The following is a 22,339-nucleotide window of genomic DNA, read 5'->3' on the forward strand; positions in this document are numbered from 1 at the left end:
TATAAAAAGCATGAGTCTAGCAAAGGACATGTAAAAAAGCTAGACAGCATAAGAAGATGATCCCTGTATTTAATAGGGATCATCTTCTTTATTTTCTACTAATATCGATGCCAATTAATACTTGATTAATGAGAAATGATTAAAGGTTTACTTTATTGGCAAACGAAAAGGAATCTTTATGTTTAACAAATTTTTTATGATCTGGAACGTTTTGAATTGCTACAATTTGCGAATCTCTTGCTTTCAGTGCATCTTGAATCCCGATGGTCATAAGCTTAATAAATAGAATCGTAATAAAGAATGAAGCGAGAGTATAAAAAATAATCCACCATGAAAGATTCATTTCATTACGATTTAATCCAATAAGACCTGCCCAATCATTAGATAGAGAAACAGGTTTGAGCACTCCGTCATAGAGTTCACGCATTTGTATGCCGCCAATTACAATGTTAAGCAGCGCTAAATGGATAACGAGTATGAGTGTTTGGACGATATGTTCCATAAATAATACAAATAAGCGGTCAAGTAATAAGACTCGTAAGTGTTTTTTAATAATATGAAAACGACTAGCCCCCAGTAATTGTGAACTTAAGATGTAATCTTGTTTCATAAATTCATCAACCTCTGAGGATATGTATAAAGAAAGTGTAGGCAGAGCGACGAAAATAAGTACGAGTACTTGATAAAACGTAAATGAAATATTTGGATCTACCCCATCAGCATTTGATGTGATTATAATATTAACGGGCGTGATGAGTATGAATGCGATAAATAGAGTTGGAATATAATAAAAAACTTCTGAGCATGACTGGAAAAATCTTTTGAGTTTTGGAGCAAATAAACTTAAGAGGATTCCTATACATGTTCCGCATAAAATTCGAAAGAAGCTAATTGCCATGGCTAATAAAATAGTGAATTTTGCTCCTTCTACAATTTGTAAGAAAACAGACTCTCCAAAACGATCAGATCCAAAAGGTGGAATTAACGATGGCGGAAAGGGGGCCTTTCCAAGTAATTCGTTATTGTCATTGTAAAGTAACTGAGGAGGTTTTGGGATGTTATCTTTAAAGAACCAACTATAAATAAAACTAGCTGAAATAAGTATGAATAGATAAGTAAAGCCGATTAAAAAGCGTTTTGATTTCCAAATAGATTTCATAATGATACTCCTTTCAATTGCTTTTTCCATCTATTCATCATGAATGAGACTATTTGGAAAATAGCATAAAATGGTAAAATAATCATAACAAGTATGATAAATGCAGCTGGAGGTGAAACAAACGCCTTATTAAATAAAAATTGAATAATGCCTTCCATATTAAAAACAAATTCTAAAATGAATAAATTAGAAAGTAAGAAAACAAAAATCGTTTTTAAATGGTGGAAGAAGTGGATAGATATATTTTTGAATAAATGAATGCATAGTATATAACTTGATGAAAGGCCTTTTCCATATGCAACCTCTACGTAATGTTTTCCTTGCTCTTCTTTTATGTATAACACCATCATCCGAAACATTTGTAATGTAGGTAAGACAGCTAATGATAAAATAGGGAGTAAATAAGCTCGATTTTCATTAAAGGAAATAATAGTGACAGGAGATTCCCCAAATTTCTGAAGTACCCATATGAAAAAAATTTGCAAACAAATCATCATCATCATATCAGGGACAGCTTCTAATATGAACACAATTCGGTTTATCCATTTTTTTATATAATCTTTTGCTAAAAAATAAAAAAATGCCATGCTAGATGATAAAAAGAGAGCAAGAAAAAAGGCTAAAAATAATATAGTAAATGAATATAGGTAAGGTTCTAAAACAGTTGGAAATAATGGTGTTTTTTTGAAATGGCCAAACTTCGGGTCTGATCCTATAATCACTAATGATTCAGGGGAAAAAACCTGTTTTAACATAGTAACGGTCTGATTAAAAAAATAAATTGGTTGAAAGGTAAATCCTTGTTGAGTAATAAATAAATAAGGTAAATTTAATAATAGTAAGAGTGATAAAAGAATTGATGAAAGCTTAATTGTGAATTGAGATATTTTATTTAACATTAAATCCCTCCGACATCTTTTTACAACATTATACAATAAATTTCGTGTTATTGTTTTTATTTTTCTGAAAAATAAAAATACTTTTCGATTTTATAGTATGCAAGATATATTTACAAGATAAAAAAGTGATAATAGGGGGTCACGCTCTATGTTTATCAAGATAAAAGACTAGTGAACCTAAAACAATAAATAAGAGTAAAATGCACAGAATTCTCATTCTGCGGTTAGTTACTTTTCTTGGTTTGATGGTGATGTTACGTGACCGCTAAAAATAAATATTGCTTTTCAACTCTTTCTTCAAGCAAATAAGTAGAACGTATGGAGGACTATGTATGTGTTGTTAATGAGAGAAAAGAGTGTATTGCGTAACGAATATAACGTAATTTTACCGCATGGAAAAGCTAAATTTAGTATATAAGTGAAATGGAATGAGGGGATTTATTTTTTGATATGAAAAAAATTTTCTTTTTATAACTTGATAAACGAAAAAATATTTTATATACTAATTCATGTAAACGGTTTACTAAATCGTATTTTGCTAGAAATGAAGGGAAGATTCGCATGGAAACAAGGGGGAGAGTAATCGGGATTGATATCGGTACCACAAGTACAAAAACGGTTGTGTTCACAGAAAAAGGAAAAGTCATTGCATCACATGCAATCGATTACCCAATTATTCAACCGAATGTAGGATGGGCTGAGCAAGATCCTGATGTAATATGTGCCGCTGTATACAAAAGTGTAAGCGTTGCCATTGAAAAAGGTAATGTATTACCAGAAGATATTTCTTCAATCGGTATTAGTACAGCTATGCACGCATTAATTGCAGTAGATGAAAATGGTGCGCCATTAACGCGTTCTATCATTTGGGCAGATAATCGAAGTACGAAGCAATCAGAAAAATTATTACAACAAATGAATGGGCATGAGATTTATAGACGTACAGGTACACCGATTCATCCAATGTCACCACTTTCTAAATTGTTATGGATGAAAGAAGAGGAACCAGAGTTATATACAAGTGCCTATAAATTCATTTCCATTAAAGAGTATGTGATTTACCAATTATTTTCACGCTACGTAGTTGATTATTCGATTGCTTCTGCTACGGGGTTATTTAATTTAGAAACATTAAACTGGGATGAAGATGTTTTAACTATGTTACATATGTCACCAGAACAATTATCAACCCCTGTACCAACTACATATATTTTATCAGGTATGAAGCCAGAATTAGCACAGAAGATGGGGATAAGTGCAGAAACACCAATTGTCATCGGAGCAAGTGATGGGGTTCTTGCAAATGTAGGAGTTGGTGCGATATCACCGGGTGCGGCTGCAATTACGATTGGAACGAGTGGTGCGGTTCGAACAATCTCATCAAATATAAATACAGATGAGAAAGGGAGAACGTTTTGTTACGCATTAACAGATGAGCACTGGGTAATCGGTGGTCCAACGAATAACGGCGGAATATTACTGAGATGGTTACGTGATGAATTTGGTAGTCCAGAGCAAGAAGTAGCAAGAAAGCTCGGCATTGATCCTTATGATTTATTAATTAAATATGCAGAAAGCGTACCAGCTGGAGCGGATGGGCTATTGTTCTTACCTTTCTTATCTGGAGAACGCGCACCTTACTGGAATGCAAATGCTCGTGGTACATTCTTTGGAATCAATCTTCAACATAAGCGAGAACATTTTATACGTGCAGTGATGGAAGGTGTTTGTATGAGTGTATATTCAGTAGCACTCGCAATCAGGGATTGTACAGGGCCACTTACTGAAATACGAGTTTCAGGAGGGTTTGCAAAATCTGCATTTTGGAGACAAATGTTGTCCGATATGATGGGAAAAGAATTGCTTGTACCTGAAAGTCATGAAGCATCTGCGCTTGGGGCAGCGGCAGTTGCTTTATATGCTGTAGGAAAAATTGATTCTCTTGAAGAGGTAAAGGATTGGATTGATATTGTCCATCACCATGTACCGAATAAAGAAAATACGGCTATATATTTAGAAATGTTTTATATGTATGAACGACTTTACAATCGCTTGAAAGAAGAATTTGATTGTATAGCTGCTTTCCAACGTAAACAATAGGGGGATTGGGAGAAATGGTAGTTGGGATCGTACTAGCGGCAGTTGTCATACTACTTTTACTTATTACGGTAGTAAAATGGCATCCATTTGTCGCATTAATTTTAACAGCAATTGGTGTAGGATTAGCAATGGGAATGCCTTTAATTGGAACTTCACCAAAAGATCCAGGGATTATTGATTCTATTAAACTAGGGCTTGGTAATACGTTAGGGTTTTTAGCGATAGTTTTAGCACTAGGAACGATGCTTGGAAAAATGATGGCCGAATCTGGTGGTGCTGAACGTATCGCTAACACATTAATTAATCGTTTTGGGAAGAAACGAGTTCACTGGGCGATGATGTTCGTTGCATTTTTAGTAGGGATTCCGGTATTTTTCCAAGTTGGATTTGTACTATTAATTCCGTTAGTATTTACAATTGCGTTAGAAACTGGGGTATCACTTATTACAATTGGTATTCCGCTAGTAGCAGGACTGTCAGTCGTACACGGACTTGTTCCACCGCATCCAGCGGCAATGGCGGCAGTTGGTATTTTTAAAGCAGATGTAGGGAAGACAATTTTATATGCGTTAATTGTCGGACTTCCAACTGCAATTATTTCAGGTCCACTTTACGGGAAATGGATTGGTGCTCGTATACATAAGGAAGTACCATTAGATATAGCGGAGCAATTTGTTGAAAAAGATAATAAAAAAGAGCTTCCTAGCTTTTGGAATACATTGTTTACAATTTTACTTCCAGTATTTCTTATGCTTGGTGCATCAATAGCAGAAGTTGCATTAAATAAAACGAGTCAACTAGCACAAGTATTACACTTTATTGGAGATCCGATTGTGGCTTTATTAATTGCAACCATTTACTCTTTCTTTAGTCTTGGATATGCAAAAGGTTTCTCAAAAGATAAAGTGTTACAATTTACAAATGATTGCCTTGGACCTATTGCAAACATATTGTTAGTGATTGGTGCAGGCGGCGCATTTAATAAAGTATTATTAGATTCTGGAATTGGAACGACAATTGCAGATATGGCGAAAGAATCACATATTTCACCGATATTATTAGGGTGGGGAATTGCGGCACTAATCCGAATTGCAACTGGATCGGCAACTGTTTCTATGATGACAGCAGCTGGTATTGTTGCGCCGATTGCAGCAAGCACACCAGGTGTAAATGTTGAATTATTAGCACTTGCAACTGGTGCAGGGTCATTAATTTTATCACACGTGAATGATTCAGGATTTTGGATGATTAAAGAGTATTTCGGAATGACTGTGAAAGAAACATTATTAACATGGACTGCAATGGAGACTATATTATCTGTAGTAGCACTTGGGCTAATTTCGATATTAAATATATTTGTATAGAATAGGAGATTGATTAATATGAAACTAGGATTAATTGGATTAGGAAAAATGGGATTCCCATTAGCTGAACACTTACATGAAGACAAGCATGAAGTAGTTGTATACGATGTAAATAAAGAGCTTGTAGAAAAGGCAGGAAAACTAGGAATTACTGCACGTCATACATTAAAAGAAATGATCGCTGAATTAGAAGCTCCTCGTACGATCTGGGTAATGGTGCCTGCAGGAGAAGTTGTAGAGTCAGTATTAAAAGATGTGTATCCGTTATTAGATGAAGGTGATATCGTTATTGAAGGTGGAAATTCATTCTATAAAGATACGTTACGCCGTGCTGAAGAAGCAAAAAGCTTCGGATTACATTATGTAGATATCGGTACATCTGGCGGTGTAGAAGGAGCTAGATACGGTGCTTGTTTAATGGTTGGTGGAGAAAAAGAAATTTACGACCAATTAGAACCTTTATTTAAAGATTTAGCAGTAGAAAATGGCTATTCTTATGCTGGCCGCGTTGGTAGTGGTCATTTCTTAAAAATGGTTCATAACGGTATTGAATACGGCATGATGCAAGCAATTGCTGAAGGATTTGAAGTACTAGATAAGAGTGACTTTGATTTCAATTATGAAGATGTTGCAAAAGTATGGGCGAACGGATCAGTAATCCGCGGTTGGTTAATGGACTTAACTGAAAAAGCATTTGCAGATGATCCTAAACTTGATGGCATTAAAGGTGTAATGAACTCTTCAGGAGAAGGGAAATGGACTGTTGAAACTGCGCTTGAGTTACAAGCAGCGGCACCAGTAATCGCGATGTCATTATTTATGCGCTATCGTTCTCAGGAAGATGATACATTCCATGGAAAAGTAGTTTCAGCACTACGTAATCAGTTCGGTGGACATGAAGTTGTAAAAAAATAAGGATGTTTTTGAAAAGAAATTACTAATTTAAAAATACCAATCAATCATCGTTTTTTTGTCACAAATGACAGCTTCAACATTCATTGATTGAACAATATATTCTATATTTTCTTCTTTAGCTAATAATAAGGTTGTAAAGGAATCGTATATACTCATAAACGCATACTCATTGTCTTCTCCAGTAATAATTAACTCATTATTGCTAATGTCCCAAATATCTAATGGAGTAGTATTATTTACCTGTAATAATCCGTTTGTATCAAGAATTGGTTCAGAGAAATATAGATTTTTTGCACCTTTAGAACCGAGGAGTTTAAGTAATTTGTGTAATAAAAATATAGACGTATAATCTTCTGTTGGATAATAAAGATTTTTTTTAAAGTTTGAATGTAGCTTTTCAGCTAAATCCTCTCTTTTATATTCTTCTGAAAAGGCACTAATGGAAGTCAACATGGCCATTGCTAGGTCTGCGTATGAATGTAATCCACTACAAGACATCATTTCCTTCCAAGAAACGGATTTCCCATTGTGAATGATTTCTTCAGCGCTAGGATAGATGTGCTCATATGGTCTTTTTCTCACAGACTTTTCCCATCCTAAAGGCATTTGGACAAATGGATGTAGCAATATAGCTGCAGATTTAAAATTACTTGGTAGTTGTTCTAAAATTGGTGATTTATCATCTAGCCAAATGTAATCCAACAAAATATAACCTCCTCTTAGACTTTGAAAGGTACGGATTCCCGTATTATGTTTTTTTGTATTGATTGTATCAAATATAGAGCGAAGCATGAAATATGTCCCAACATAAAAGTAAGAATAAATAAAATGAAGTTTTCATAAATAGTAAAAGGGTGCTTATGTCATCAGTATAGCTAAAAAATGTTGTTACATATGAGAAGAGCGTGTTAATAAAATATGAGGTGGTTAAATGGGAAATGAGCAAGTGAAGTCTGTAAAGGAAGAAAAAAAGTTATGTCTTTGTATGATTGTCAAAAATGAGTCTAGAATTATGGAAAGATGTTTAAATGCAACAAAATCAATTGTAGATTATGTTTCTATTTGTGATACTGGATCGACGGATAATACGCCTGAAATTATTGAAAATTGGTGTAAGGAAAATGAGATACCTGGGACGGTTCATCATGAGCCGTTTAAAAACTTTGGTTATAACAGAAGTTTAGCTGTTTCATTAGCGCAAAAAACATATCCAGAAGCAGATTATTTATTAATATTAGATGCGGATATGATTTTAGAGGTTGATCCGAATTTCGATAAAACGAGCTTAACGGAAGATCATTATCTTACATTGCAATATGATGTTCATATTAAATATTGGCTTACACGTCTTTTGAAAGCTTCTTTACCATGGAAATCTGTCGGTGTTACTCATGAGTATTGGGATATAGATCGCTCAAAAGTTGGAGCGAATTACAATACGAAGTTAGATCGGTTAGAGACTCTTGTCGTGAATGATCCCGGAGATGGCGGGAGTAAAGCTGATAAATTTGAAAGAGATGAGAGGTTGTTGTTACAAGGAATAAACGACCCAGAAACAACGCCAGATTTGCATATAAGATATTTATTTTATTTAGCTCAGACTTATTTTCATTTAAGTCAATTTGAAGATTCGATTAAATGGTATAAAAAACGAGTGGAAGCAGGGGGTTGGGTTGAAGAGGTATTCTATTCGTTATTGCGAATAGGATTTTGTTATGAGCAGTTAGCAAATCGTTCAGCAAATAAACAAAATGAAGTGACAGATGCTGATGAAAAAGAAACTGTTAAAGGGCAAGAAGAGCAATATTTAGCGTTAGCTGTTTTTTATTTTCAAAAAGCGTGGGAATATAGACCAACCCGGGCTGAACCATTATACCAACTTGCAAGATTGTATCGATTACGATCTCAAAACAATATTGCTTTGATGTATGCTCTGCAAGGGAAGGAAATTCCTTTTCCAAAGGATGATCTACTATTTGTAGATTATCATGTGTATGATTACTTATTTGACTATGAAATTTCTATTAGTGCTTTCTATATACCTCATAAAAAACATTTAGGGGCGGTGTCGCAAAAGTATTTGGAATCGATAAAAGAAAAGATTCCATTTCATATAGCAAATATAGTAGAGAATAATGCGAAATTTTATTAAATACATTTTCGATTAAAGGAGTAGTGGAGTAATCATGGAATTAATGCGATGGGCGATTGAACTAGGAGAATCGGTGCATGGAAATACGTATGAAGAATTGATGCCACTACTAGACTATTATTATGATCGTGATCATTTAAAAGCGTACTGTATCGCAAATCTTCTTTTAAACATGGATGTATTAGATGAAGATCGGGAAAGAATCGAATTAAGAAGATGCATTGCTGCTTATTATGCTGGATTATATAAAGTAGCAAGAAAACATGCAAATGAGTTGGTACTTAAACATCCGGATGTAGATCTATATAAAAATAATTTAAGATTAATGGAAGTTTATTTGAATAAAGAATATGATTATTGTCTTTTTATATGCCCAAAGACATACGGTAGTTTCATAGATGTTGCGCGAGCTTTAAAGTGGCGGTTGGAGCAGGAGGGAAATACAGTAATTATATCAGAAACAATACTGGAAAATGTAAAGAATACAGTTGTTTTTGGAGCCCATACATACGCATATAACCCGAACCTTCTTCCGAAAGATGCAATTATTTATAATTTAGAACAGCTATACGAAGGAAGTCCATATGCGCATCCCCTTTATTTAATATTATTAAAAGATAGAGTGATTTGGGATTATAGTAAACAAAATATAGAATGGCTTAAACAAAAAGGGGTAGGAAAAGAAATAAAACATGTAGAAATGAACTATGCTCCAACTTTGGAAATAAAAAAAGATGCGTTTGAAGATAAGATTATTGAAGATATTGATATTCTGTTTATAGGTGCTCTTAATCCGAGGCGACAAGCTATTTTTGATCATCTAAAAGCGATTGCCCCGAATTTAAATATAGTTTTTAAAAATAATGCGTGGGGAATTGTTCGAAATGAATTGATTGCTAGAGCTAAAATTATATTAAATATTCATTTTTACTTATCAGGAATTCTTGAAACACCTCGCGTATCTTATGCAGTCGCAAATAAGAAATTTATTATTTCCGAAAATAGTAATCCAGAAGATGAGGTAGAGTGGCCAGGAATTGTATTTACTCCGTACGAAAAAATAATTGAAAACGTAATGAAATATATAGAATTACCAGAAGAACGGAAAAGATTAGCGGAAAAAGCATATAATCATTTTGAAGCAAATGAAAGTTTAGGTACATTGAGCATGAGAGATGAATCAAAGTAATTGTACGAAACTCATACGAAAGTATGAGTTCTTTTTTGTTTATCATACTATTTTATGAAACAAGTTAACTCTTTATATTGTGTTTTGTATAGAAATTTCTGATAATATATAAGTAGAACTTGAAAACAAAGGGGAGAAATAATCATGAAACTAGTCGTTATTAACGGTACACCAAGAAAATTTGGTAGAACTCGCGTGGTGGCAAAATATATTGCGGATCAATTTGAAGGGGAATTATATGATTTAGCAATTGAGGAGTTACCTTTATACAATGGAGAAGAGTCGCAACGTGATTTAGAGGCAGTAAAAAAATTAAAAACGTTAGTGAAAGCTGCGGATGGGGTTGTATTATGTACACCAGAATATCATAATGCGATGAGCGGTGCGCTGAAAAACTCTTTAGATTACTTAAGTAGTAGTGAATTTATTCATAAACCAGTTGCGTTGTTAGCGGTTGCTGGTGGCGGTAAAGGTGGAATAAATGCATTAAACAGCATGCGAACGGTCGCTAGAGGTGTTTATGCAAATGCAATTCCAAAACAAGTTGTGCTTGATGGATTACATGTGCAAGATGGTGAACTTGGGGAAGATGCAAAACCATTAATTCATGATGTAGTTAAAGAATTGAAAGCATATATGAGCGTATATAAAGAGGTGAAAAAACAACTAGGAGTGGAGTGATATGTCCTCACTTTATCATGATTCTCGCTTGTATTACATTCTAGGAGCCAATAGTCTATCTGCTATTGGTTCCGGAATTGTTATGATAACGATTCCTTGGCTGTTAATTAAAGAGAGTGGAGGAGAGACAACATTTGGTTATGTTTCTATCATTGCAACCCTCATTATGTTTTTATTAACACCATTCATTGGGCAAAGTATTGATCGTTTTTCAAGAAAATCTTTATTGCTATGTAACGAAGGAATCGGAATAGCCGTAATCGGAATAATGGTTATATGGGGATTTGCTGGGCAACCTTATCATTCTATTCACTATATTCTTATTTATATAGCCGGATCATTCTACTATTTATTATTTTATCCTACAATATTTGCGTTCAACCAAGAGATATTTCAAGCAGAACATTATAAAAGTTTAAGTGGAACGATGGAAATACAAGGACAGTTAACACAAGTTATTTCTGGAGCGGCCGCGAGCTTCTTAATTGAAATTGTATCTTTGAAGTGGATTTTGTTAGTAGACATGTTAACTTTTGCTGGAGCATTTTTTCTTTTCTTATGTATACCGTACGTAAAGAAAAAAGAAGTGAAAAGAAAAATAACATTTAAGAAGCAATTGTTTGAAGGAATTCACTTTATGAAAAAACGTCCTAAGCTCTTTTGGTTCTTACTGGCCACTTATATGCCGTTTATAGGTGTTATGATGGCAAATTATTTAATACCAGTTTATATTTCGGATATACTTAAAGCCAATGCCTCTGTATACGCAATAGAGGGGATGATGTACGGGGTTGGAGCGGTTGTTGCAGGAATCTGTATTCCACTCATAATGAAATATATCAAAACAGAAGTTTCAATCGTTATGACGATGTTCATTTATGTAATTTCAATTACCGCAATGATTATTGAACCTTCCGTAATTTTCTTATATGGACTTGCAATTTTTCATGCAGTTGGAAATGCGGGTACAAGAGTGGCGAGAAATGTATTGATGATGGAGGAAATTCCAAACGAAGTAATGGGACGTGTAGACAGCTTATTTCGCCTAATTGGTACTGGAATACGAATTGTATTATTAATGCTGTTTACAGCGGGTGTATCTAAAGCCGGAGTAATGCTTCCGTTTTACGTATTAAGCTGCATATTGATCTTCTCATTAGGAATCGCTATTTATTATGTACTATCACAACGTAAAGTAGCGGCGAATATTTCTAATAAATCAATCGTTTAAAAAAACACTTCTGCCGCCCTTTCTTTTTCTGTATAATAAAAAGAAAGGGAGTGCAAACTTATTTATGAACAAATGGATCTTTCTTATCATTTTATTATTACCGCCACTATACATCATTTATATGACGTTTAGAATGAACAAAGTTGCTCGTGAAAAGTTGAGCTATCACTCTCCGTACGTTCTTATACTGGGTGCAAAGTTATTTGGAGATAGACCGTCTTTATCTCTTCAAAATCGTTTGGATGTAGCGTTGGAGTATTTATTTTCACATCCTGAAGCGAAAGTAATTGTTTCAGGTGGTCAAGGAGAAGATGAAGATATACCGGAAGCTCACAGCATGAGAAACTATTTAATGGTACACGGTATAGATGAGAGTCGTATTTTAATAGAAGATCAATCTACAAATACGTATGAAAACTTAAAGTTTAGTATGGATTTATATAATGTGAAACATGCGGTAGTTGTAAGTAATACGTATCATTTATATCGAACGAAAATAATTGCAAAGCGTTTAGGCATGAAGATGGAGGCACTAGCTGCTGAAACACCAATTCGTTCTAAGAGAAAAATGTATGTTCGCGAATATGCTGCTATTATGAAAACAATATTGTTCGACCGTTAGAGCTCAAATGTGAGCTCTTTTTTAATTTAAAAGCGTATCATTTGAAATGAATGCCATATTCCATCAAAATAAAGGAAACAACATTAAAGGAGTTGTATTTGTGATTCAATTTAATCATGTGTCAAAATCGTATGAAGATGGCACGAAAGCAGTGGATTCATTGCATTTAGAAATTAAAAAGGGAGAATTTTTTGTTCTCATCGGTCCGAGTGGATGCGGGAAAACAACGACAATGAAGATGATTAATCGTTTAATCGAAACGACTGAAGGATCGATTTTAATCGATGGAAAAGATATTCAACAATATAATATAAACGAATTACGTTGGGATATAGGATACGTGTTGCAACAGATTGCTTTGTTTCCTCATATGACAATTGCTGAAAATATTGCAGTTGTTCCTGAAATGAGGCAATGGAGCAAAAAAGAAATTAAAGCACGCGTCGATGAATTGTTACATATGGTTGGATTAGATCCGGATATTTATCGAAATCGTATGCCTGATGAATTGTCAGGAGGACAAAAACAACGTGTCGGTGTCGTGCGAGCATTAGCTGCAAACCCGAAAATCGTTCTTATGGATGAACCATTTAGTGCGTTAGATCCATTAAGTAGGGAACAGCTTCAGAAGGATATTGTACAGTTGCAAAAAAAGATTCAAAAAACAATCGTATTCGTAACACATGATATGCAAGAAGCATTATCACTTGGAGATCGCATTTGTATTATGAAAGAAGGAAAAGTTGTTCAACTAGATACACCAGAAGGAATTATACATAATCCGAAAAATGAATTTGTAGAGGAATTCATTGGAAATCGTGGGCGAACTTGGTATGAGGGGAAAAGTATAGCAGATGTATTGCCGCTCGATCAAAGTGTGCAATTAGAAGGGCAGGCGCTATCATTACATTCTTCTTTACAAGAAGCGTTAGTTCGTGTGCGTGATGAGGAGGTCGTTCCAGTTGAAAAAAACGGTCAATATATTGGAACGTTAACAAGTCGTCATATTGTCAATTACATTGTTGAACAAATGAAGGAAAGAGGCTAAACAGTGACTAATTTTATACAAACGTTCCAAGAACGAAAAATAGAATTACTAACTGCATTAAGTGAGCATTTACAAATATCGCTTATTTCATTATTTTTTGCAGTAATTATAGCGGTGCCACTTGGCATCTTATTAACAAGAAAAGAACGAATGGCTGAATTTATAATAGGAACTTCTGCAGTAATGCAGACAGTGCCATCACTTGCATTACTCGGACTATTAATTCCATTAGTAGGAATCGGAAAACTTCCAGCGATTATCGCATTAGTTGTGTATGCACTATTACCTATTTTACGAAATACATATACAGGAATAAGGGAATTAGATGAATCTCTAATAGAAGCCGCGAAAGCTATGGGGATGAATAGTTGGAGAAGATTGTGGAAGGTAGAACTTCCTCTTGCATTGCCTATCATTATGGCTGGTATTCGTACAGCGATGGTATTAATTGTTGGAACGGCTACATTAGCAGCTCTCATTGGTGCTGGTGGGCTCGGTAAGCTTATACTATTAGGTATAGATCGAAATGATCATGCACTTATCATTTTAGGGGCCGTACCAGCCGCGTTACTCGCTTTATTCTTTGATATAGTACTTCGCATACTTGAACGACCGAAACGCTCTTCTAAGCGTGTTATATTGACGATATGTATTGTTTGTATAATGATTGCTTCTCCATTTCTTTGGAGTACAGAAAAGAAAGATATTGTTATTGCGGGCAAACTTGGATCAGAACCTGAAATTTTAATTCAAATGTATAAGCAGCTTATTGAACAAGATACAGATTTACACGTACAATTAAAACCAGGTCTTGGAAAAACAGCATTTGTATTTGAAGCGTTGAAATCAGGGGAAGTAGATATATACCCAGAATTTTCAGGAACAGCTTTATCTACTTTCGTGAAAGAAGAACCAAAGAGTACAAATCGTGATGAAGTATATGAGCAGGCTCGCATTGGAATGGAAAAGAAATATAATATGATTATGTTGAAGCCAATGGAGTATAACAATACATATGCACTAGCTATGCCGAAAAAAATAGCAGATCAAAAGAATATAAATACAATTTCTGATTTAGGGAATGTTGCGCAGGAAGCCAAAGTAGGATTTACATTGGAATTTGCTGATCGTGAAGATGGTTATAAAGGAATGCAAAAATTATATAACTATAAGTTCTCGAATGTTAAAACGATGGAGCCGAAGCTGCGTTATAGCGCAATTGAATCTGGAGATGTTAACGTAATTGATGCATATTCAACAGATAGTGAATTGGAGCAATACGGACTGAAAGTGCTGAAAGATGATAAAGGGTTATTCCCACCTTATCAAGGAGCACCATTATTAAGAAAAGAAACGTTACAGAAATATCCTGAACTTGAAAAGGTATTAAATAAATTATCTGGAAAGATTACAGATGAAGAAATGCGAAAAATGAATTATGAAGTTAACGTAAATGGTAAAAGTAGTGAAGAAGTCGCAAAACAATTTTTACAAAAAGAGAAGTTACTTCGTTAAATTTACAAGAAATATACAAATTTATATGTTTGAAATGACCGTTCATTACAAAATGAGCGGTTTTTTTGTGCATACTTATACATTTTTTCAAAAAAGTATTCCATTTTTGCTCATTTTCTTTTAGAATAAGTAATGTTTTCCTGAAAAAATATAAGAGAAACGTCTATTAGAGAAAAAGGTGACTTTAATAGTTGAACGAACATAACACCTAGAATGACAGATGGGGTGGTACAAATAGAAAAGAAGTTAGGATTTTTTCCATTAATCGCATTAGTAGTTGGAACAATGGTTGGTGGCGGTGTTTTTAGTTTACCGCATGATTTAGCAGTAGGAGCAAACAGTGGTGCAATAATAATTGGCTGGTGTATTACAGCGATGGGAATGATTCCACTTGCGCTCGTATATCAAACGTTAGCAAGACAAAAACCGGAACTTGAAGGTGGAATTTATAGTTATGCACGTGCTGGTTTCGGTGAATACATTGGATTTAATAGTGCTTGGGGATATTGGCTAGCAGGAATCTTAGGTAATGTCGCAACAATTATGTTACTGTTTAGTACATTAGGTTATTTCTTTCCAATTTTCAAAGGAGGAAATAATGTTGCGTCTATCGTTGGGGCATCACTTTTATTATGGACACTTCATTTTTTAATTTTATTTGGAATCCGTGAAGCTTCTATTATGAATGTGATCGCAACAATAGGGAAGTTAGTTCCAATCGTTTTATTTATTGTTGTAATGGTAACAGCCTTTCGCTGGGACACATTTACACATGATTTTTGGGGAGAAGGAACGATTTCACTTTCCGCTATACTTGGTCAAGTGAAAAATACAATGCTTGTAACACTTTGGGTTTTCATTGGAGTTGAAGGAGCGGTTGTATTATCTGGAAGAGCGAAGAATAGTCGAGATGTTGGTAAGGCAACAGTATTGGGACTTATTTTAGTAATGTCCATTTATATTTTAATTTCTGTCCTGTCAATGGGAGCTATGACAAGAGGCGAACTTTCTGTGTTAGAAACTCCGTCAATGGGACATGTATTAGAGCACGTTGTTGGTCCATGGGGTGCAGTTGCGATTAACATCGGATTAGTTGCTTCACTTGTCGGTACATTAATTGGCTGGTTTTTACTTGTTTCTGAAATTTCTCATGTAGCAGGAAAAGATGGCGTATTTCCGAAAGTCTTTACGAAAACAAATAAGAAGCAAACACCGCACATGGCATTATGGATTTCAAATGGTGTTGCCCAAATTATATTTATCATCGTTTTGTTTTCGGAATCAACATATCAAATTATGTATTTCATTGCATCAACATCAATTTTATTACCATATTTATTATCAGCGTTATTCCAATTTAAATTAGTCATTACAAACGAGTTAAAAGACGCTAAATTAAAAAACGGAGCGTTAGCTTTAATTGCTTCTATTTACTCTGTATGGCTTCTTTATGCAGCTGGTTTAAAGAATTTACTACTCGTTTCAATTGTGTATGGAATTGGAATTATTGTTTACACGTTTGCAAGAAAAGAACAAGGGAACCGTTGCTTTGTAGGTGCAGAGAAGTATGTGATGTGGGCAATTATTGTTGCGGCTATCACATCCATGTATATGTTATTAACTGGAAATATAAAAATGTAAAAAGTCCTTTTCATTTAAAGGGCTTTTTTCTTTGTTTAGAGAATATTTACTACATAAGATATTCAGGAGGGATGAGAATGGAAGAAAAAGAACAGTTGTCTAGAATAATTGATTTAGCTAGTGAGTTAAGGAAAGTATTAGTGCAAGAATCTTTTTTTAATCATCATCCTGAACTAAGAGGAGTCATTGAAAATTTAGCAAGTTCTGTTGAAAATTTGGCGGAATTACAAATAAGTAAAGATGAAAACGCTGAAGATCGATTACGTTACGTACTTGCGAAAATGAAAATTGCTCATAATGCAATTTTACAAGAGAAAAAAGCATTTCCTTCTCATTAATATAAGTTTTTATTTTGAACCTGGCGGATAACGTCAGGTTTTTTATTTCTAGTTTTTCGTTTCTTTCATACACTAAGAATAGTATGAAAAAAGAAGGTGACTAAGGTGAAATTACATAAAGCTCTTCAGCCAAGTTTTATAAAACGAATGTACTATATGAGATTTTTAGGGAAATTTACAAAAGCTGAGAAAGAGAAGAGTGGAGAGAATTTTTTTGTGCAATGCTTATCGCCAATACCATTCACTTTACAGGAACAATTTATAAATGAACCATATGTATTTGAAGGGTTATGTAGCAATAAAAAGAATGAAAAAATCTTTTCGGAATTAAAGAAGAGGAAATTAGAAAAGCAATTAGTAATGTTTCGTCTTTATTATGAAAGAGGAAATGTATACGTGGAGTTAATATGTACAGAAGAACCGAAAGAAATAGCAAGCAGCTATAAAATGATTCCGGCACCTAAAGTTACAAATCATAAAAAAAGAGAATCTTTAGAGCGAAAACTTAGCAACGGTTATTTATCATTTCTTATGCCAAAATTTCCGAAAGACTTTGAGCCTCCTGAATTATTGTGGCACGATGGAAGACTGTACGGAAACATATCCCTAAAGTCATCAATTAGCTCAATCGCCTATTTTGAACAGAAACGTGAATGTAAATATATAAACTGCAGTGACTGGACGAAGTATGTAGAAATAGCGGTAGAAGATCAATTATATTTTGTAAGTGATTATGTGTATGAGCAATTAAAAAAACGAATGCATGAAGAAGGTAAGCTAGTTGAAGTAGAGGATATAAAAATACAAAAAGATGAATGGGAATGGGATGAGCGTGAATCGTCCTTTTTACAGTATGTACAAAGTATGGTGCATAATAAAGGGTTATATTTGGATGAAACGGATATTTATAATTTCCATATAAGTGTAAAAACAAATATGTTAACGATTCTTGGTGGTATACCGGGCGTTGGAAAATCACGTTTTGTGCAAACTTATGCAGAAGCATTAGGGTTACAGTATGGGGAAGAGTTGGTTTGGATTCCAATTTCGCCATCGTATCAAGAACCACATGATTTACTTGGTTACCTTCATCCAAATGGTACTTTTATTGAATCTGAAGCGAAGTTAGTTAGGACGTTAATGAAGGCGAAAGAAAATCCAAATCAACTGTATATAATCGTTTTTGATGAAATGAACATGTCTCATATTGAGCATTGGTTTACTCCGTTTCTATCTGTTCTTGAACTTGAAACAAAAAATCGTATTTTAAACTTGTATGAGGGTGTACAGGACATAGAGAATTCAATTCCATCAACAATTGAAATTGGAGAAAATATTATATTTGTAGGTACTGTAAATTTTGATGAAACAACGAAAGAGCTCTCTGATCGATTATTAGACCGAACGAACCTAATAACGTTACAGAAAATTCCGTTTTGTGAGATGGGCATGGAACAGGGGAAAGTCGTATTACATCCACCTTTGAAAGTAACGGCGGGAGAATTTCGGATAAATTGGATGAGAAATAAAGCGATGATTGAAGTGTTTTCTGAAGAAGAATTAGAGCTATTAGATAAGTTGCATGTCGTATTGTCATCACATGACGCGTCTAAGGGAATTTCTTTCCGATGTGCAAATGCAATTGCGACTTATTTGCAAAACATACCGTTTCAAAATAACCATACCTATATGATTAGTAGAGAAGAGGGGTTTGATTTACAAATAAAGCAGCGTGTATTGACGAAAATCAGAGGGACCGAAATGATGGTTGGGCCTTTACTTTCTGAAGAAGCAAAAAGGGGGGCGACCTTAGTACCTCTTTTGCAATCTACACTTGCAAACAGAGTATCTACATTTGAACACTCTTTAGCATATATACGAGAAAAACGTAGAGAACTGGAGTTGTATGGATATGCAAAATGAAGGGCGTTATGAAACAAAAATCGTTGATACGAATGAAACGCTCCCTTTTGTATTAAAGTTAATCATTGGAAATGAAGGGAAAGGAGATTATATTTTATTAAATCGTCTTTGTACATCTACTACAGCATTAGTTCAATGTATTTATAAAGTACAAGAATTAAAACCAATAAGATTACAGTACAATTATGAAATCCCAATGAATATTACTTTTATATGGAATAAAGTATATGAGGGACAGAAAAATATAAAAGAGGCTCAATATGAAATAAATGAAAAAAAACAAAGAGTATTAATATATGAACATGGGAAAACAGAATTCTTTTATCCATGGCGCTGTGGTCTATACCATTTTGAAGTGCGTATAGAAGATACAACGTATTATGGCGCATTTCAAATCGTACCGAAAAACTTTTTTGATGATCAATTTGAAATGATTCAAGACTATGTGAAGTCAATTTTAAATGAGTTGATTTTGGATAGAGGTTACTATAAAAAGACCTTCTCTGCACTTAGCGATATTGAGGATTCTTCTTATTTAGTGTTACTTAGAAAGTTACCGCAAAAAATGAAAATGATAAAGCAAATCTTTAAGAAAATAGAATCAAGATCAACTTTTATAAATGAATATAAATGGGAAGGAAAAGAGCGAAAGCCAACAAGAAAAGGAACTATAGTGGCAGAACGAAAACCTTATGCCAAACATTATAATCGTAAGTTTATGGAACAAAAAAATAGTAAGGAAAATGCATTTCTTAAATATAAAGCGATGCAATTTTATCATTATTTAATTGAAGCTAAAAGTTTTTTACGTCAAACAATTGAAATCTTAGAAAGAGAAAAAAAGAAAAAATCAGAAGAGTTTCAAGCTGTAAAAACGATTATACAAACAATTGAGCGTAATGGATCAGTAACCGATAGAGAGAAGCAAAAATATAAAAATATACATTTACTAAAAGAAGCCGATTTACGAAAGAGCTCAATGAAAATACAAGAATATAAAATATTGGCGCATATTGTGCATGAAAATGTACAATACTTTCAAATGTTAATGCACTCTTCATTTTGGAGGGAAGTTACTGAAACAAGTAACATGAACTTACATGATTTACCGATACCACATCAACAATTACTACATCATTTAGAAGTACTCCCGCAATATACGGATCAATCTCCATCATTATTATTTGTTTATAAGCCAACGTTTTTAGTGTATGAATATTACGCTTTTTTTATCGTTATTTCACTTTTAGAGCAAATTGGTTTTGAGGCTAGAAACTCCATCCGTGAACAAATACAAGAACATTTTTATGTAGATGGATTACAAGATGGAACGACAGTAGTTTTAGAACGAGATGATATAAAGGTGCATGTCGCATTTAATGACTTAATTGAAACACATCCTCTTATTGCATTAAGTAAAGGTAGTAATTTTTACAATGGTGAGGATACGAAGAAGCCAGATATTCGCTTAGACTGTTATGTAAAAGAAGATGGGAAATACGTATATAAATCTTCTATTATTATTGAAGTGAAGTATAGTCCAATGTACAATATTTTTCAGCACGTCGGAAATACGAAAGCAACTGAGCAAATGTATAAGTACTGGTCTATAAAGTATGTAGAAGAACAGGATGGAAAGCGAGTCTATTATCGAAGGTCAATTTATGAAGTCATTTGTGTATATCCAGGAAGCCATATGCATAGTAAAAAAATTGAGTCTGGATGCGGTGTTTTCTTGCAGTTATATCCATATAAGACGAAACAAGGGGAAGAGAAATTAGCTGGAAAACATGGGATGGTACAAATTTTTGAAAAATGGCTAAAAAGCATTAAGAAGTAAAAGAAATCCTTTTTCATAAAGGATTTCTTTAGATTAAGAAGAATTATATGCTGTATGGAAAGAAACGTAGTGTAATTGAGATTTGAAAAGTGCTACAAATGTGTTATTAAAAGGAATGTGAGCGCGGGATAAAAGTCGATTAAATTGGAATCTAATTCATTTTGCAGAATATAATAAGTCATAAATATTTTTAGTTGCATACGAAGATTTGTTCTTATATGATAGATAGTGAAAGCGTTATCAAAAAACAGAGCGGCGATGGGAAAGGCGGTTAAATATGTTCCAGCGTGTTCAAACAAAGGAAGAACATTTTGGGTTCGAGCAACTATGGGGAGATTTTTGTGAAGAAAGAAACTTAATGTTCGTAGAACGTAATTTAAATCCATCACGATTTTTATTAATAGAAGATGAACATCCTATTGGTACAGTAGAATGTATTAAGTATACGGTACCTGAACAATCAAATTCTGAGTTTTTCTATCCGTTTTCTAAAAATGATTTAGTAAAAGATTTGAAGAATGTATATGAAATAGGCAAGTTAAGTATTTCGAAAACGTCTCGTGGAAGAGGACATTTCAAAAGGCTAACAGCTATTTTATTTATACATGCGTTAGAAACAAAAGCTGAATGGTACATTGCAGCAGTAACAAAAAGAATGTATATGTATTTACTTACACTTGGTTTTCCAATTGAACCAATAGATAATCCTTTTCAGTTTCATGATACTTTACAAGGTGTACCAGTAAGAATTCATGCTCGAAAAGGGGTTACGCATTTGTATTCTTTAAAAGAATTTCGTGATGTGATTCAAGGGAATGCTCATGCACAGGCATTAATTACAGAATACAGTAAAAATATTATGTTAACGAAATAAAGCGAAGTGAATATGTATAATAAAGAGAATAACATTTGTATAGGATATAACTCTTCATTAAAAAAGACCCTTATTATTTTAATAAGGGTCTAAAAATTATAATCCAAATATACTAAAAATCATTTTGCGGCGCTTCGGTTTCTTTTCTCGTTCATATGTTGGTTTTGAATCCGGAGTAATATAAATGGGTTCTTCTTTCGTTAGGGCAGCTTCTAACTTTTGAATTCGCTCTAACATTTCCTCCATTTCACGACGGTGTTGTAAAAGTTGGTACGTGACGACATCATTTGCCTTATCTTGCATTTGTTCTTCCATTCGATCAAGTCTTCTCGTAATAGTGTTTAATTGATTAGCTAATTGCTCAAAATCATTCGATGATATGTTTTGAACAATTGTATTAACTTGAGTTTTTAATTCCTCAACTTCATTTGAGGAAGCCTTTTGAGTAGATTGAGAATTTTGAGATTGCTCTATTTGAAATCGATGGTGTTCTAACATTTGATCGACATCCTCTTGTGTGAATATAAAGTGGCCATATTTGTTTTTCTCTATCGTAAGATTTAATTGTTGCGCGATCCGGACAACAGCCTTTGGGCTAACACCTAATTTCTTTGCGATAAATGGTGTTTTATATTCCAAAATAATCCCTCCTATATATATCCTGTTGAATGATTTCGAGCTATGAAGTAAGTTCCCTTCTAGTGCGACAAAAGAAGTGTGGAATCGGCAAAGAAAGTGTTTTTTCACGAAATTGAGTTGAGGAGAATAGTTCTTTTAAATAAAAATGTCTTATCGTAACATTTAGAATAATTTGACGAGTGTAAATGAATTAGATTATCATAATGATA

Annotated in this window: 19 protein-coding genes; 15 read left to right on the plus strand and 4 right to left on the minus strand. The window is 33.9% G+C overall.

The window, feature by feature from the left end:
- Positions 1–139: 139 nt before the first annotated feature.
- Positions 140–1,159, minus strand: a complete 1,020-nt coding sequence (locus ACTFRU_RS22155; RefSeq protein ID WP_000836565.1) for an ABC transporter permease — start codon at positions 1,157–1,159, stop codon at positions 140–142.
- Positions 1,156–2,058, minus strand: coding sequence for an ABC transporter permease subunit (locus ACTFRU_RS22160; protein ID WP_000932683.1), 903 nt, complete (start codon positions 2,056–2,058; stop codon positions 1,156–1,158). The genes ACTFRU_RS22155 and ACTFRU_RS22160 overlap by 4 nt, the downstream gene beginning before the upstream one ends.
- A 561-nt stretch (positions 2,059–2,619) precedes the next feature.
- On the opposite strand from ACTFRU_RS22160, the gene gntK reads away from it, so the two are divergent.
- Genes gntK through gnd form a run of 3 tightly spaced genes read left to right on the plus strand, consistent with a single transcriptional unit; the run spans position 2,620 to position 6,437 of the window.
- Entirely contained in the window at positions 2,620–4,158 is a 1,539-nt protein-coding gene (gntK, locus tag ACTFRU_RS22165; protein ID WP_000449999.1) for a gluconokinase, read from the plus strand.
- A 14-nt stretch (positions 4,159–4,172) separates the two neighbouring features.
- Positions 4,173–5,522 (plus strand): GntP family permease, encoded by a 1,350-nt coding sequence (locus ACTFRU_RS22170; protein ID WP_000260208.1) that lies wholly within the window; start codon positions 4,173–4,175, stop codon positions 5,520–5,522.
- 18 nt (positions 5,523–5,540) lie between these two features.
- Entirely contained in the window at positions 5,541–6,437 is an 897-nt protein-coding gene (gene gnd / locus ACTFRU_RS22175) for a phosphogluconate dehydrogenase (NAD(+)-dependent, decarboxylating) (protein WP_000765981.1), read from the plus strand.
- A gap of 27 nt (positions 6,438–6,464) precedes the next feature.
- Here the strand turns inward: gnd and ACTFRU_RS22180 are convergent, their stop codons facing one another.
- Entirely contained in the window at positions 6,465–7,229 is a 765-nt protein-coding gene (locus tag ACTFRU_RS22180; RefSeq protein ID WP_139849490.1) for a DUF2711 family protein, read from the minus strand.
- 139 nt (positions 7,230–7,368) lie between these two features.
- On the opposite strand from ACTFRU_RS22180, the gene ACTFRU_RS22185 reads away from it, so the two are divergent.
- From ACTFRU_RS22185 to ACTFRU_RS22240, 12 genes are all read left to right on the plus strand, one after another.
- A complete protein-coding gene (locus ACTFRU_RS22185; RefSeq protein ID WP_440037867.1) occupies positions 7,369–8,589 on the plus strand; it encodes a glycosyltransferase in 1,221 nt (406 codons plus the stop codon).
- A 34-nt stretch (positions 8,590–8,623) separates the two neighbouring features.
- On the plus strand, positions 8,624–9,778 hold the full coding sequence (locus ACTFRU_RS22190) for a DNA-binding protein (RefSeq protein WP_088362953.1): 1,155 nt from the start codon (positions 8,624–8,626) through the stop codon (positions 9,776–9,778).
- Between the two features lie 144 nt (positions 9,779–9,922).
- Positions 9,923–10,459 carry an NADPH-dependent FMN reductase gene (locus tag ACTFRU_RS22195; RefSeq protein WP_000780355.1) on the plus strand — a complete coding sequence of 179 codons (537 nt, stop codon included), beginning with the start codon at positions 9,923–9,925 and terminating at the stop codon, positions 10,457–10,459.
- A gap of 1 nt (position 10,460) precedes the next feature.
- Positions 10,461–11,690, plus strand: coding sequence for an MFS transporter (locus ACTFRU_RS22200; RefSeq protein WP_139849491.1), 1,230 nt, complete (start codon positions 10,461–10,463; stop codon positions 11,688–11,690).
- Positions 11,691–11,754: 64 nt separating this feature from the next.
- Complete coding sequence (locus ACTFRU_RS22205) at positions 11,755–12,312, plus strand: YdcF family protein (protein ID WP_001045713.1); 558 nt, start codon at positions 11,755–11,757, stop codon at positions 12,310–12,312.
- 100 nt (positions 12,313–12,412) lie between these two features.
- Positions 12,413–13,360: an ABC transporter ATP-binding protein gene (locus ACTFRU_RS22210; protein ID WP_000614085.1), complete on the plus strand. Its 948-nt coding sequence runs from the start codon at positions 12,413–12,415 to the stop codon at positions 13,358–13,360.
- A 3-nt stretch (positions 13,361–13,363) separates the two neighbouring features.
- Positions 13,364–14,875 (plus strand): ABC transporter permease/substrate-binding protein, encoded by a 1,512-nt coding sequence (locus ACTFRU_RS22215; RefSeq protein ID WP_000181014.1) that lies wholly within the window; start codon positions 13,364–13,366, stop codon positions 14,873–14,875.
- A 213-nt stretch (positions 14,876–15,088) separates the two neighbouring features.
- Positions 15,089–16,516 (plus strand): basic amino acid/polyamine antiporter, encoded by a 1,428-nt coding sequence (locus tag ACTFRU_RS22220; protein ID WP_440037868.1) that lies wholly within the window; start codon positions 15,089–15,091, stop codon positions 16,514–16,516.
- A gap of 77 nt (positions 16,517–16,593) precedes the next feature.
- A complete protein-coding gene (locus ACTFRU_RS22225) occupies positions 16,594–16,854 on the plus strand; it encodes a hypothetical protein (protein ID WP_000391445.1) in 261 nt (86 codons plus the stop codon).
- 105 nt (positions 16,855–16,959) lie between these two features.
- Positions 16,960–18,777 (plus strand): AAA family ATPase, encoded by a 1,818-nt coding sequence (locus tag ACTFRU_RS22230; protein WP_000766194.1) that lies wholly within the window; start codon positions 16,960–16,962, stop codon positions 18,775–18,777.
- Positions 18,767–20,617: a hypothetical protein gene (locus ACTFRU_RS22235; RefSeq protein WP_139849492.1), complete on the plus strand. Its 1,851-nt coding sequence runs from the start codon at positions 18,767–18,769 to the stop codon at positions 20,615–20,617. Before ACTFRU_RS22230 ends, ACTFRU_RS22235 begins: the two co-directional genes overlap by 11 nt.
- A 277-nt stretch (positions 20,618–20,894) precedes the next feature.
- Entirely contained in the window at positions 20,895–21,491 is a 597-nt protein-coding gene (locus ACTFRU_RS22240) for a hypothetical protein (RefSeq protein ID WP_000487796.1), read from the plus strand.
- A gap of 96 nt (positions 21,492–21,587) precedes the next feature.
- Here the strand turns inward: ACTFRU_RS22240 and racA are convergent, their stop codons facing one another.
- A complete protein-coding gene (racA, locus tag ACTFRU_RS22245) occupies positions 21,588–22,130 on the minus strand; it encodes a chromosome-anchoring protein RacA (protein WP_000456023.1) in 543 nt (180 codons plus the stop codon).
- Positions 22,131–22,339: the final 209 nt, after the last annotated feature.

Origin of the sequence: Bacillus cereus group sp. MYBK220-1 (assembly GCF_051916445.1) — a bacterium.
In the GTDB taxonomy this organism is placed as follows: Bacteria; Bacillota; Bacilli; order Bacillales; family Bacillaceae_G; genus Bacillus_A; species Bacillus_A cereus.

What these genes read in the sequence shown, in the direction of transcription:
- ACTFRU_RS22160 (WP_000932683.1), bottom strand. Translation starts at nt 2,058, where the DNA reads ATGTTAAATAAAATATCTCAATTCACAATTAAGCTTTCATCAATTCTT.
- ACTFRU_RS22190 (WP_088362953.1), top strand. Translation starts at nt 8,624, where the DNA reads ATGGAATTAATGCGATGGGCGATTGAACTAGGAGAATCGGTGCATGGA.
- ACTFRU_RS22225 (WP_000391445.1), top strand. Translation starts at nt 16,594, where the DNA reads ATGGAAGAAAAAGAACAGTTGTCTAGAATAATTGATTTAGCTAGTGAG.
- ACTFRU_RS22235 (WP_139849492.1), top strand. Translation starts at nt 18,767, where the DNA reads ATGCAAAATGAAGGGCGTTATGAAACAAAAATCGTTGATACGAATGAA.
- ACTFRU_RS22200 (WP_139849491.1), top strand. Translation starts at nt 10,461, where the DNA reads ATGTCCTCACTTTATCATGATTCTCGCTTGTATTACATTCTAGGAGCC.
- ACTFRU_RS22195 (WP_000780355.1), top strand. Translation starts at nt 9,923, where the DNA reads ATGAAACTAGTCGTTATTAACGGTACACCAAGAAAATTTGGTAGAACT.
- ACTFRU_RS22155 (WP_000836565.1), bottom strand. Translation starts at nt 1,159, where the DNA reads ATGAAATCTATTTGGAAATCAAAACGCTTTTTAATCGGCTTTACTTAT.
- ACTFRU_RS22180 (WP_139849490.1), bottom strand. Translation starts at nt 7,229, where the DNA reads ATGCTTCGCTCTATATTTGATACAATCAATACAAAAAAACATAATACG.
- gntK (WP_000449999.1), top strand. Translation starts at nt 2,620, where the DNA reads ATGGAAACAAGGGGGAGAGTAATCGGGATTGATATCGGTACCACAAGT.
- gnd (WP_000765981.1), top strand. Translation starts at nt 5,541, where the DNA reads ATGAAACTAGGATTAATTGGATTAGGAAAAATGGGATTCCCATTAGCT.
- ACTFRU_RS22170 (WP_000260208.1), top strand. Translation starts at nt 4,173, where the DNA reads ATGGTAGTTGGGATCGTACTAGCGGCAGTTGTCATACTACTTTTACTT.
- ACTFRU_RS22220 (WP_440037868.1), top strand. Translation starts at nt 15,089, where the DNA reads ATGACAGATGGGGTGGTACAAATAGAAAAGAAGTTAGGATTTTTTCCA.
- ACTFRU_RS22240 (WP_000487796.1), top strand. Translation starts at nt 20,895, where the DNA reads ATGTTCCAGCGTGTTCAAACAAAGGAAGAACATTTTGGGTTCGAGCAA.
- ACTFRU_RS22185 (WP_440037867.1), top strand. Translation starts at nt 7,369, where the DNA reads ATGGGAAATGAGCAAGTGAAGTCTGTAAAGGAAGAAAAAAAGTTATGT.
- ACTFRU_RS22205 (WP_001045713.1), top strand. Translation starts at nt 11,755, where the DNA reads ATGAACAAATGGATCTTTCTTATCATTTTATTATTACCGCCACTATAC.